Raw genomic sequence first — 10,602 nt, 5'->3', positions numbered from 1 at the left:
CCACCCTCGGAGCATGACCGCAGTTGAGACAACCCCCTCCACCACCGGCTTCACCCGCAACGCGATGATCGCCTGCGCCGTGATCTCGCCGCTCACCGTCGCCCTGACGCTCCTGCTCGCCCCGTTCGACGCCACGGCCGAGGGCGAGGCGTACATCCGCGCCCTCGTCGCCGACCTCGGCGCCTACGCACTCTGGAGCTGGGTCGGCGCCCTCGGCACCGTCACCCTCATCCCCGCGATCTTCGCAGTGAGCAAGGTGGCACGCTCGGGGCGGCCCACACTGGGCCTCGTGGGCATGATCCTGGCCTTCGCCATGGCCCTGCCCTTCGGCCTGACCTCCGACGACACCATCTACGCGGCCGCCAAGGCCGGACTCGACGTGCCCACCACGAACCGGCTCGTCACCCAGCTGAGCGAGGGAACGCCGACCTCGGTCCTCGGGTTCACGTTCTTCCTGAGCCTGCTCGGGTTCGTCCTGCTGGGGGTCGCCGCCCTGCGCAGCGCCGCGCCGAAGTGGGCGGCCATCGCCATGATCGTGGCGCCGCTCCTCATCCCGATCCCCTGGTTCGCCGGGCTCCCGGACACGGCGGGCGGCATCGCCTGGCTCGTCTTCACCGCCGCCACCACCGGCATCGCCCTCGCCCTGCCCTCCCGATGAAGGCGGCTCAGCGCACCTGCTCGGCCAGCCAGGCCGCCAGGCTTTCGACGCCGGTCCTCCCTCGAATAACCCCCTCTAGCATCTCGAACGCGGAGACGGGATCAACCTTGGGAAGGGCGACACCGTTGGTCTGGAGAAAGCGGAGTGCGACCATCCAGGCGAATACCCGATTTCGCTCATGAAGCGCGTCCACCCGGAGGAGAGTGTGCAAAAGCGCGGCCGCCTTGGCCGTGATCGATGGGTAGACATCGTCACCGATGACCGTGGCGGCATGCCTGGCCTGTGCCGCCACGAGCGCACCATAGTCACGGACGTGCGGGTCGCCCGGCATTTTCTCGGCCACGACGAGCATGGCCTGCACATCCATGCCGATCACAGGCTCTCCAGCCGTTCGAGCCACTCGCCATCCCTCTCGAGCACCTCGTCGATGAACCTCGCGACGGCAGCGCGTTCGGCGTCGATGTCTCTGGTGATGAGAGAGGTGACGTAGTCCTGGACCGTCAGGCTGCGCTCAGCCGCCCGGGCCTTGATCTGCTCCAGCATTTGATCGGGCACTCGGATATTCAACTGCTTCACCTTCCTGATGCTAGCCGCTGCTAGCAATGTCGAGCGAGCACCGACTGTAGTCAATCGACTCCTCCGCGCGCAGACGTTTCGCGCGTACAGTGTCACCCAAGCGCTTGCTCAAGGTGATGGGAGGCATCGTGCGGCGGTTCAGGTTCGGGGCGGTGGTGCGGGAGGCCGAGTCGGGCGAGGCGTGGGCGGAGAAGGCGCGGCGGCTAGAAGGGCAGGGGTACGACGTGCTCCTCGTCCCCGACCATCTCGTCGGCCCCAGGTTCGCGCCCGTCGCCGCGTTGACGGCGGCCGCCTGCGCCACCACCAGGCTGCAGGTCGGCACGCTGGTGTTCGCCAACGACTTCCGGCATCCGGCCGTGCTGGCCAAGGAGACGGCCACGCTCGACCTGCTGTCCGGCGGGCGGCTGGAGGTCGGGATCGGGACCGGGTGGATGGCGCGCGACTACGAGGGGGCCGGGCTGACTCTGGAGCCGCCGGGGGTGCGGGTGGAGCGGCTGCGCGAGGCCGTGGCCGTGCTCAAAGGGCTCTGGGGGGACGGACCGTTCAGCTTCCAGGGCAAGCACTACCGCATCGACGGGCTCGACCAGCGGCCCAAGCCCGTACGGAGGCCGCGTCCGCCGATCGTGCTCGGCGGGGGCGGGCCGCGGATGTTGCGGCTGGCGGCCGAGGAGGCGGACGTCGTGAACCTCGGGATGCGGGTCCGGCCGGACGGGAGCGGGCCCGACGAGAAGGACGGCGGGACGGCGGCGTTCCTCCGCAAGCTCGCGATCGTGCGCGAGGCCGCGGGCGAGCGGTACGAGGCGCTGGAGCTGGGGACGAGCGTGGTGCAGGTGGGCGAGCGGAAGTCGGAGGAGGTGTGGAGCGCGGCCGACAGCTCGTCGCTCGACGAGACGCCGCAGGTCCTGCTCGGGACCCGCGCCGACATAATCGACAAGCTCCGCTATTGGCGGGATGAGCACGATATTTCGTACTTCGTGGTGCATCACGAGCGTGACCTGGACGCCTTCGCCCCCGTCGTCGAGGAGCTCGCCACCTGACGCCGGGCCGGAATCGGGCATACCGGATGATGGACACCATGGATGAGATGCTGCTGCTCCGGCACGGTGAGACCGAGTGGAGCAAGGCGGGCCGGCACACCGGACGTACGGACCTGCCTTTGACGGAGCACGGCGAGGACCAGGCCAGGGCGCTGGCGCCGCTGGTCAAGGCGCAGTCGTTCGACCTGGCGCTGGTCTCCCCCGCCCAGCGCGCACGGCGTACGGCGGAGCTGGCCGGCCTGACCGACTACGAGGTGGACCCCGACCTGTGGGAGTGGGACTACGGCGGCTACGAGGGGATCACCACTCCCGTGATCCGCGAGAGCCACCCCGGCTGGTACCTGTGGCGGGACGGCGTGATCCCCGGCGACACCGAGCACCCCGGCGAGAGCGCGGAGCAGGTGGCCGCCCGCGCCGACCGGGCGATCGAGCGGGCCAGGAAGGCCGGGGGGCGGGTGGTCCTGGTGGCGCACGGACACTTCCTCCGCGTGCTGGCCGCCCGCTGGCTGGGCCTCGGGCCCGCGGAGGGCAGGCTGCTGAAGCTGGACACGGGCACGTACTCGCGGCTCGGCTACGAGCACGCCGAACCCGTGCTCGTGACCTGGAACGCCCCGCTGAGCTGAGCGGTCAGCCGACCTTCGAGCGCACGGCCGACTCGTGCATGGCCCGGCTGACCAGCCAGCCGCGCAGCGACCCCAGAGCGGGGTCGTAGGAGAGCGGCTGCTCCCACAGGGCCGTGAACACGTTCTGGGTGATCTCCTCGGCGTGCGCCTGGCTCCCGGTGACCTTGACCGCGACCCCGTACACGTACGATCCGTGCTGGTCGTACGCGTCGGCGAGCGCGTCGAGGTCACCGGCCGTCAACCGTGCGCAAAGCTCCATGTCGCTCATCAATCGCACCCCAGCGTCGCGGCGGCGGCGATCAGGTCGCGGGCGAGGGCGGGGTCGCCCTCGGCGGCGTACGGGAAGGAGTCGGGCGGCCATCGGCTGGCCAGCAGCCGGCAGAAGTCCACCGCGCCAGCCGACAGCAGCACGGCGACGTGGTCGGAGGTGGGCGACAGCGGGATCGTCCAGGTGCCGCCGCCCGGCCCGGTCAGCACGACGGTGGCCGAGACGTCGCGGCGCGGCTCCCGCATCGCCCGCGGCAGCAGCGCCAGCCCGAACTCGGCGATCATGTGCACGTGCTCGGGACGCGGCGGCGCCTGGGAGCGGTCGACGGCGGCCCTGATGTCGTCGGCGTGCGTCCACGTCTCGAACGTGCGCTGGATCAGCGCCTGGCGCAGCGGCGCGCGGGCCGGCCGCGCCCCCGCCAGCGCGACCTCGACGCCGAGCAGCACCTCGCTGCCGGCGGAGACCCGTTCGAGGAGGTTGCCGGCCTGCTCGCGCCAGCGCCGGTGCACGGGCAGGCCGGTCATGCCGCGCACCCCCATGAATCCGGCCACGGTCGCGTCGTTGTCCGCCAGGTGCGCCATCAGCCCCCTGACCGTGCCGTGCTTGGCGATCGGCGCGTCCCACTGCGGCGTGCTCAGCTCGGCGAGCAGGTCGTCCATGAGCGCCACCTGCTCGGCGTACGGGACCACCACGGACGACACGCCCAGCACGGCCGGGCTGCGGCGGCGGCGCGCCTTGGACAGCACCGCCTCGCGCAGGGCCGGCGGCGGCTCGGCGGCCGGGTCGGGATGGTCGAGCAGCGCGATGGCGGCGCGGCAGTCGGGGCACGCGGCGACGTGGTCGTCGGGGCTCTGCCCGTTGGAGAGGTACGAGTCCGTCATGGCCACCTCCGCAGCCGACGCTAACCCGGCTGGACCTCCGGCGCCAGGCGGCATCCGGGGAACGGTGCCAGCAGCGTCTCACGCCACGGGCCTTCCAGGTAGTCGCGAGCCCTTTTGCCCCAGTCCAGAAGCCGGGAATCGGGCGGGACCTCGTCGTCGAGGCCCAGGGCGGCGTCGCGGGCGCGCTGGGTGGCCAGGTGGTCGTCGAGGGAGACGGCCCAGACGGTGACGGCCTCGGTGTCGCAGAACAGCACCTCGTACAGCCCGACCAGGGTGTGGCCGTGCTCGGCGAGCAGCGGCGCCCGCTCGGTGCGCACCGCGTGCAGGTAGTCGAGCGCGGCCCCGGGGCGCACCCGGGCGCTCTCGAAGAGGAAGAGCTCGGCGGCGGGCGCCTCGGACAGCGGCGGGCAGCCGGGCGCGGCGCCGAGGGGCCGGGAGAACGCGGAGAAGCGCAGGTCGTCGATGTCGGACAGGAAGAGCCGCTCGTCGACGCCCTGGTAGATCTCCATCATCTGCCGCCAGCCGCCGTCCCATCCGCCGTGGCAGTCCCACAGCGTGACGGCCTTGAACTGCGGATGGCCGGTGATGCCGACGGCGTAGAAGGCGCCCACGAGGTCGATCTCGCGGGACCTGATGGACATGCCGGAGGTGAGCGAGGGCGCGCCGCGGCTCTCGTCCTCGCGCTTGTAGCGGGTCAGCCAGGTGAGGTACTCCAGGGGCCGCCTGGAGTTCATCGGCCGGAAGTCGACCTCCTCGATCAGGTGGATCGCGCGCCGCACCACGCCTCCTCTACCAAGCGGTTGCTTGGCATGAGGATAGCGATCAGGTCAGCGCTTGGGAAGGTTGCGGCCCCCGCCCCGTGAGCCACTCCAGGACCCTGCGGTGCCCGGAGGTGGCGTCCTCGAAGTGACCCCAGTGCCAGTACCGCGGCTGGTCGCGGATACCGGTCACCCAGGTCCGGTAGGAGACGGAGGCGCCCCCGGCGGCGGGCGCCACTCCGTACGTGCGGATCACGACCTTGCCGCCCGGCGCGAGCAGCACGTCGTCGGCGATCGGATACAGGGTCATCTGATCGAGCATGCCCCTGATCCTCCCGGCCGCAGAAGGCCGGGCTGTTAAGCCTCCGGCGCGCCCCCGTTAAGCAAGCACGCCGGAGGTTACAAAGCCGTTAAACGAGCAGGCCGTCGAACTCTCCGTCCTTCACCCCGAGCACCAGGGCCCGGATCTCGTCGCGGGTATAGATGAGGGCGGGGCCGTCAGGGAAGCGCGAGTTGCGGACCGCGATCCCCCCGTCAGGAAGCTCTGCGAGCTCCACGCAGTTGCCCTGCGAGTTGCTGTAGCGGCTCTTGCGCCAGGCGACCTGCGTCAGGTTCGCCGCCGGCATGCCGTTGTAGGTCTGGTTCATCTACATCTTTCTGAGAAGACCGCCGATGAGCTCGACGGTGCCCCCTGGCGTGGTGCTCTCCACGCACAACTGCTCCATGGCCGTGAGGTACGGGTCGATGTCCTCGCGTTTGTCCAGGTACAGGGCACCCCATAGCTGTTCGACGTAGACAACGTCCGACAAGTCGGACTCGGGAAACCGCAAGATGCTGAACGCGCCCCCTTCAGCGGCGTGCTTGCCGAACCTGAAGGGCATCACCTGAATAGTGATGTTGGGAAGGGCAGCCACTTCCAGCAGATGCTGGAGCTGCTCCGACATGACCTCCCGCCCGCCGATGGTCCGCTTGAGCGCCGCCTCGTCGATGACGGCCCACAGACGGGGTCCGTCCTTCTGGGTGAAGCGCTCCTGGCGCTGCATGCGCATATGCACACGACGTTCGATTTTGTCCGGACTCAGACCGGGGTTGCCAAGCTGGAATACCGATCGCGCATACGAGGCCGTCTGCAACAGGCCCGGCACGAACTGCACCTCATAGGTGCGGATCAGCTCGGCGGCCTCCTCCAGGCCCACGTAGGTCGTGAACCACGAAGGCAACTCGGCCGAGTACTTGTGCCACCACCCGGGGGTGTTGGCCTCGCGAACCATCTCCAGCAGGGCACGGCGCTCGGCATCGTCGACGACGCCGTACAGGGTGAGCAGGTCTTCCACGTCACGTGTCTTGAAGCCGACCCGGCCGAGCTCCATCCGGCTGATCTTGGACTCGGACGCCCGGATGTGGAATCCGGCCTGTCCACGGTCGAGCCCACTGGCCTCACGCAGGCGCCTGAGGCTCGCCCCCAGCATGATGCGCCGTACGGTCGAGCCTGAACCAGGCGGATCAATGGACACGTGCTGCTCCTTGTTTCGTTTCCTTGCGACGCGATAGCTGCGTTAAGTAGCGGAGTATGCACTTACGGTGAGTCGCGTTCGGCGACCCACCGCATGTAGCGGGGTATGCACATACAGTCTGTCACTTCACGGCCGAAAGATCATGGGCCGCGGACAAGATCCCCTTTCCCCCATATTGACCAGTTGAGGGCAACCGTAGCGTGTGCACGGGTTGTCTGCACGTGCATTCGCTCTTGCACCTGCACGAGGATTTGTCGCAGAATGATCAACGTGCAATCCACCACGGCGCACGGCCAGTGGACCACGTTCGATTGGTGGCCTCCGGTCGGCTGGTGGCCGGAGGCGGCCCGCGATCTGCTGGTCCCCGGCCCGTCCGCGAGCGCCACGTTCGTGCTCCCGCCCAGCCCCGCCTCGGTCCACTCCGCCCGCAGCTTCACCGCCGGCACGCTGTCGGGCTGGGGGCTGGCCGAGCTGATCGAGAACATGGAGCTGGTGGTCTCCGAGCTCGCCACCAACGCGTTACGCCACGGCCTGCACCTGGACGAGCCCCACTGCCGGCGCCCCGTCCACATGTCCCTCGTCCGCCGGGGCCCCCTCGTGACCAGTGCTTTCACCGATCCCGGCTCATCGGTGCCGGTGCTGCGATACCCTGGCCCCCTTGACACCGGCGGCCTCGGACTCCACATCGTCGAATCACTCAGCCTCCGCTGGGGCTGGTCCGCACTTGCACCTCACGGAAAGATCGTCTGGGCAGTCCTCTCCTGACCGGGGGTGATCTGCATTACCGTGGATGCTCATGGCTCACGGTGAGTCCCGCGTGCGACCCCATGAGAGTTGCTGACAGATGGAAGATCACCTGCTCGGCTGGCTGCGAAAACTGAACGAAGACAGGCTGGGGCGCATCCTGGCCAACCGGCCCGACGCCATCGCCGCTCCCTGGCCGCGCCGGCTTGACACCCTGGGCCAGCGGCTGAGCAACGGCTTCGCCGTGATGGAGACCCTGCGGGCCCTGCCGCTGCCCTGCCTGCAGCTCGCCGAGGCCGCCCTGGCCATGACCCGCCCCACGGCCGAGACGCTGGCCGAGTTCGTCGACGCGCCGGCCGGAGAGGTGACCCCCTGGCTGGAGCACCTCTACGACCACGCGCTGGCCTGGCCGGGCGACGACGGCTTGATCCACCTCGCGGAGGGCGTCGCCCGCTGGTGGTCGGCCCCGCTCAGCCTGGGCGAGCCGCTCGACCACTACCTCAACTCCTGGTCGATCGGCAACGACGCGCTGCACGCGCTGACCCGCAACCTCGGCCTGTCCTCCCACGGCAACAAGCGCCGCGTCATCACCCGCGTCGCCGAGGCGCTCACCGATCGCGAGCGCGTCGGCGCGCTGCTGCGCGGCGCCCCCGACGGCACGGTCCCGCTGCTCGACCGGTTCGCCTGGCAGGGCCCGGCGCTCAACGTCGACGGCGGCCGGTTCGTCACCCCCGGCACGCCGGAGAAGTGGTGCGCCGACCACGGCCTGCTCTTCCGCCCGAGCTGGCACGTCGCGGAGATCCCCCGCGAGGTGGCGATCTGCCTGCGCGGCCCCGGCTACCACCCGGCCTACCGCCCCGAGGCGCCCGAGGTGGCCACGATCCCGGTCGACCCCGAGGAGGTCGACCACCTGATGACGCTGGCCGCGCCGCACGTGGTCGAGCGCTGCGCGGCCCTGCTCGACAACACCGCCAAGACGCCGCTGCCCCTGCTCAAGACCGGCGGCGTGGGCGTGCGCGAAGTCCGCAGGGTGGCCAAGGAGACCGGCTGCGACGAGGACGAGACGCGGCTGCTCCTGGAGGTCTGCGCGGTGGCCAGGCTGCTGTCCTGGGACGAGCAGTCGGGCGGCATGATCCCCACCGAGCGCTTCGACCGCTGGCGGCTCGACGAGGGCTCGGCGCGGCTGCGGGTGCTGCTGGCGGCCTGGTGGCGCATGGAGCGCTCCTCGCTGCGCAAGGTCGACGGCAAATACGGCACCGTGCTCGGCGACGACCCGTCGGGCAGCGCGGTCGCCAGGATCCGCCGGGCCGTGCTGTCGGTCCTGACCGGCCTGCCCGCGGGCACCGCCTTCGCCGACCGCGACAGCCTCGTGGCCAACGTCCACTGGCAGGCGCCGCTGCTCGACCTGGAGCTGCTGCTGGCCTGCGCGCCCGCCGTGCTCGCCGAGGCCACGCTGCTGGGCCTGCTGGCCAACAACGCCGTCACCGACCTCGGCCGGGCGCTGGCCGGGCTCACCGCCGGGCCGGGCGACGAGAACGACGACGCCGTGCCCATGGTCGAGCACGACCCCGTGCTGGCCGAGGCGGCCATCAGGGCGCTGGCGAGCGTGCGCAGGAGCGCGCTGTTCGGCCCCGACCTGACCGCGGTCGTCACCGGCCCGCCGTCGGCGGAGCTGGCGGCGCTGCTCGACCGGGCCGCCGACCGCGAGTCGCGGGGCGCGGCCTCGGTGTGGCGGTTCACGACCGAGAGCGTGCGCCGCGCGCTCGACCACGGCTACGACGCCGATGCGCTGCTCGACGACCTGGCCGGGGTCGGCACGATCCCACAGCCGCTCGAATACCTGGTACGCGACACCGGCCGCAGGCACGGCGAGGTCACCGTGAGCACCGTCGGATGCGTCGTGCAGGCCGGCGACCCCACGCTCCTGGCCGAGATCGCCGCGCACCGGCGGCTGGGCCGGCTCGGCCTGCGGCTGCTCGCGCCCACGGTGCTGGTGAGCTCCGCGCCGGCAGACCGCACGCTCGCCGCGCTGCGCGAGGTCGGCTACTCCCCCGTGCCCGTCGCCGACACCGGCCAGATCACCATCCACCGGGCCAGGCCCGAGCAGCCGCCGAGCGGCAAGCTGATCCTGCTGCCCGGCGGGCAGGTGGCCGAGCTGTCGGAGTTCCCCGGGCTCGCGGAGCTCGAGGTGCCCTACATGCTCGCCGAGCCGACGCCCGACCCGTACGAGCACGCCCGCCGCCTGGTCACCGCCGACCGGACCGACGCCGACAGGAACGGCCGCACGTGGGCGATCATCGGCAGGATGGCGACCAGGCTGCCGACGGCCCAGCAGTCGCTGCTCGGGTTCGTGGTCGACCGGGGCGTACGCGCCGGCATCACGCTCACCGACGGGCTGACCGCGACGATCAGCCACGGCGAGCTCAAGGGCGCCGCGCTGGACGCGTGGTGCGAGGAGGCGGGCGACTACCTCGAGTTCCCCCTCGCCGAGATCGTCGAGGTCAGGGGAGCTCTTTAGCCTTCTTCAGGTTGGCCACCAGCCCTTCGAGGAAGGCCGCGTAGCCCTGGTAGCTGTAGGGCGCCTCGGCGTTCCACGGGTAGAGCTGGCCGGCCTTGACCGCGGGGAGCTTGGCGAAGGTGGGCTTCTTCAGCATCTCCTCGGGCTTGAGCGACTGGGTGCGGGTGTCGTAGAGGATCACGTCGGCGTCGTACTCGTCGGCGTTCTCCCAGCTCAGCGTCTGGAAGAAGCCGCCCTCGTCCACCTTCGCGGGCTTGACGACGTCCAGGCCCGCGTCCATCAGGTGCACGATGTCCGGGTACTCCGGCGGGTTGACCACCCACATCGCGTCGGGGCCGCCGGACATCATGAGGATCTTGAGATTCTTGAACTGGGCGAGCTCCTTGGTGGCGGCCTCCATGCGGGCCTTGGCCTCGGGCACGCCCTGCATGTCGGCCCCGAGGGACTTGGCGAGTTCCTCGTACTTGCCGATCACCTGGGAGGCGCTGCGGCCGGTGAGCATGACGCCCGCGGTCGGGGCGACCTGCTCGATGGTGTCCTTGGACTTCTCGGGCACGTACCAGAGGGTGCCCTTGATGTACATGCTGCTGACCAGGAGGTCGGGCTGCAGCGCGATGTACTGCTCGACGTTGAACTCGTCCCACACGTTGCCGAGGCCCTGGACCTTGGTGATGTCGACGTTGCCGACCTGCGGGTCCTTGGCGCCGTCCTTGAGCTTGTGCGGGCCGAAGACGGCGACGGGGCGCACGCCGAAGTCCCACAGCGCGGCGGCGGCGCCGACCTGGGCGACGATCCTGGACGGGGTCTTGGGCTGCTCGATCTTCTTGCCGCGGTCGTCGGTGAACGTCCAGCTCTGTGCGGCGCCCGAGGTGGCGGCGGCCGAACCGGCGGGGGCGGCGGACGCGCCGGTGGCCGCCGTCTCGCCGCCGCACGCCGCCAGTGTCAGGGCTGCCGCGAGGCCTGCGGCGGACGCCAGAAAGCCCCTGCGAGGCAGAACCGGTCCTGACATGCACATCTCCTAAGGT

At 70.6% G+C, this 10,602-nt stretch carries 14 protein-coding genes; 5 read left to right on the top strand and 9 right to left on the bottom strand.

The window, feature by feature from the left end; genetic code table 11:
* The first annotated feature begins 13 nt into the window (after positions 1 to 13).
* Complete coding sequence (locus ABZS69_RS44340) at positions 14 to 658, top strand: hypothetical protein (RefSeq protein ID WP_355383588.1); 645 nt, start codon at positions 14 to 16, stop codon at positions 656 to 658.
* Positions 659 to 665: 7 nt separating this feature from the next.
* Here ABZS69_RS44340 and ABZS69_RS44335 read toward each other — a convergent pair whose 3' ends face one another.
* Positions 666 to 1,034: a hypothetical protein gene (locus ABZS69_RS44335; protein WP_355383585.1), complete on the bottom strand. Its 369-nt coding sequence runs from the start codon at positions 1,032 to 1,034 to the stop codon at positions 666 to 668.
* The gene (locus ABZS69_RS44330; protein WP_355383582.1) at positions 1,031 to 1,234 is read right to left on the bottom strand and encodes a hypothetical protein; all 204 of its coding nucleotides are present in this window, start codon (positions 1,232 to 1,234) and stop codon (positions 1,031 to 1,033) included. The genes ABZS69_RS44335 and ABZS69_RS44330 overlap by 4 nt, the downstream gene beginning before the upstream one ends.
* Positions 1,235 to 1,362: 128 nt before the next feature.
* Here ABZS69_RS44330 and ABZS69_RS44325 point away from each other — a divergent pair, with 128 nt between their 5' ends.
* Positions 1,363 to 2,271, top strand: coding sequence for a TIGR03621 family F420-dependent LLM class oxidoreductase (locus tag ABZS69_RS44325; RefSeq protein ID WP_355383579.1), 909 nt, complete (start codon positions 1,363 to 1,365; stop codon positions 2,269 to 2,271).
* A 38-nt stretch (positions 2,272 to 2,309) separates the two neighbouring features.
* Entirely contained in the window at positions 2,310 to 2,894 is a 585-nt protein-coding gene (locus tag ABZS69_RS44320) for a histidine phosphatase family protein (RefSeq protein ID WP_355383576.1), read from the top strand.
* A gap of 4 nt (positions 2,895 to 2,898) precedes the next feature.
* Here the strand turns inward: ABZS69_RS44320 and ABZS69_RS44315 are convergent, their stop codons facing one another.
* From ABZS69_RS44315 to ABZS69_RS44290, 6 genes are all read right to left on the bottom strand, one after another.
* Positions 2,899 to 3,162 (bottom strand): sigma factor, encoded by a 264-nt coding sequence (locus ABZS69_RS44315; RefSeq protein ID WP_355383572.1) that lies wholly within the window; start codon positions 3,160 to 3,162, stop codon positions 2,899 to 2,901.
* Positions 3,162 to 4,043, bottom strand: coding sequence for a maleylpyruvate isomerase family mycothiol-dependent enzyme (locus ABZS69_RS44310; RefSeq protein ID WP_355383569.1), 882 nt, complete (start codon positions 4,041 to 4,043; stop codon positions 3,162 to 3,164). The genes ABZS69_RS44315 and ABZS69_RS44310 overlap by 1 nt, the downstream gene beginning before the upstream one ends.
* A gap of 20 nt (positions 4,044 to 4,063) precedes the next feature.
* A complete protein-coding gene (locus ABZS69_RS44305) occupies positions 4,064 to 4,822 on the bottom strand; it encodes a hypothetical protein (RefSeq protein ID WP_355383566.1) in 759 nt (252 codons plus the stop codon).
* Between the two features lie 43 nt (positions 4,823 to 4,865).
* Positions 4,866 to 5,123: a hypothetical protein gene (locus ABZS69_RS44300; protein WP_355383563.1), complete on the bottom strand. Its 258-nt coding sequence runs from the start codon at positions 5,121 to 5,123 to the stop codon at positions 4,866 to 4,868.
* Between the two features lie 88 nt (positions 5,124 to 5,211).
* Complete coding sequence (locus ABZS69_RS44295) at positions 5,212 to 5,448, bottom strand: DUF397 domain-containing protein (RefSeq protein ID WP_185072716.1); 237 nt, start codon at positions 5,446 to 5,448, stop codon at positions 5,212 to 5,214.
* Positions 5,449 to 6,270, bottom strand: coding sequence for a helix-turn-helix transcriptional regulator (locus ABZS69_RS44290; protein WP_355383852.1), 822 nt, complete (start codon positions 6,268 to 6,270; stop codon positions 5,449 to 5,451).
* 306 nt (positions 6,271 to 6,576) lie between these two features.
* Here ABZS69_RS44290 and ABZS69_RS44285 point away from each other — a divergent pair, with 306 nt between their 5' ends.
* Positions 6,577 to 7,080: an ATP-binding protein gene (locus ABZS69_RS44285; RefSeq protein ID WP_355383559.1), complete on the top strand. Its 504-nt coding sequence runs from the start codon at positions 6,577 to 6,579 to the stop codon at positions 7,078 to 7,080.
* A 79-nt stretch (positions 7,081 to 7,159) separates the two neighbouring features.
* Complete coding sequence (locus ABZS69_RS44280) at positions 7,160 to 9,577, top strand: helicase-associated domain-containing protein (protein WP_355383556.1); 2,418 nt, start codon at positions 7,160 to 7,162, stop codon at positions 9,575 to 9,577.
* Here ABZS69_RS44280 and ABZS69_RS44275 read toward each other — a convergent pair.
* Positions 9,561 to 10,586, bottom strand: a complete 1,026-nt coding sequence (locus ABZS69_RS44275; protein ID WP_355383553.1) for an ABC transporter substrate-binding protein — start codon at positions 10,584 to 10,586, stop codon at positions 9,561 to 9,563. The two genes, ABZS69_RS44280 and ABZS69_RS44275, sit on opposite strands and share 17 nt — an antisense overlap.
* Positions 10,587 to 10,602 lie beyond the last annotated feature (16 nt).

It is taken from the genome of Nonomuraea sp. NPDC005650, from assembly GCF_040605375.1.
In the GTDB taxonomy this organism is placed as follows: Bacteria; Actinomycetota; Actinomycetes; order Streptosporangiales; family Streptosporangiaceae; genus Nonomuraea.
This window is presented reverse-complemented; position numbering and strand designations above follow the sequence as displayed.

Coding starts and splice junctions, on each gene's coding strand:
- ABZS69_RS44340 (WP_355383588.1), top strand. CDS start 14: ATGACCGCAGTTGAGACAACCCCCTCCACCACCGGCTTCACCCGCAAC.
- ABZS69_RS44320 (WP_355383576.1), top strand. CDS start 2,310: ATGGATGAGATGCTGCTGCTCCGGCACGGTGAGACCGAGTGGAGCAAG.
- ABZS69_RS44315 (WP_355383572.1), bottom strand. CDS start 3,162: ATGAGCGACATGGAGCTTTGCGCACGGTTGACGGCCGGTGACCTCGAC.
- ABZS69_RS44310 (WP_355383569.1), bottom strand. CDS start 4,043: ATGACGGACTCGTACCTCTCCAACGGGCAGAGCCCCGACGACCACGTC.
- ABZS69_RS44300 (WP_355383563.1), bottom strand. CDS start 5,123: ATGCTCGATCAGATGACCCTGTATCCGATCGCCGACGACGTGCTGCTC.
- ABZS69_RS44295 (WP_185072716.1), bottom strand. CDS start 5,448: ATGAACCAGACCTACAACGGCATGCCGGCGGCGAACCTGACGCAGGTC.
- ABZS69_RS44290 (WP_355383852.1), bottom strand. CDS start 6,270: ATGCTGGGGGCGAGCCTCAGGCGCCTGCGTGAGGCCAGTGGGCTCGAC.
- ABZS69_RS44285 (WP_355383559.1), top strand. CDS start 6,577: ATGATCAACGTGCAATCCACCACGGCGCACGGCCAGTGGACCACGTTC.
- ABZS69_RS44280 (WP_355383556.1), top strand. CDS start 7,160: ATGGAAGATCACCTGCTCGGCTGGCTGCGAAAACTGAACGAAGACAGG.
- ABZS69_RS44275 (WP_355383553.1), bottom strand. CDS start 10,586: ATGTCAGGACCGGTTCTGCCTCGCAGGGGCTTTCTGGCGTCCGCCGCA.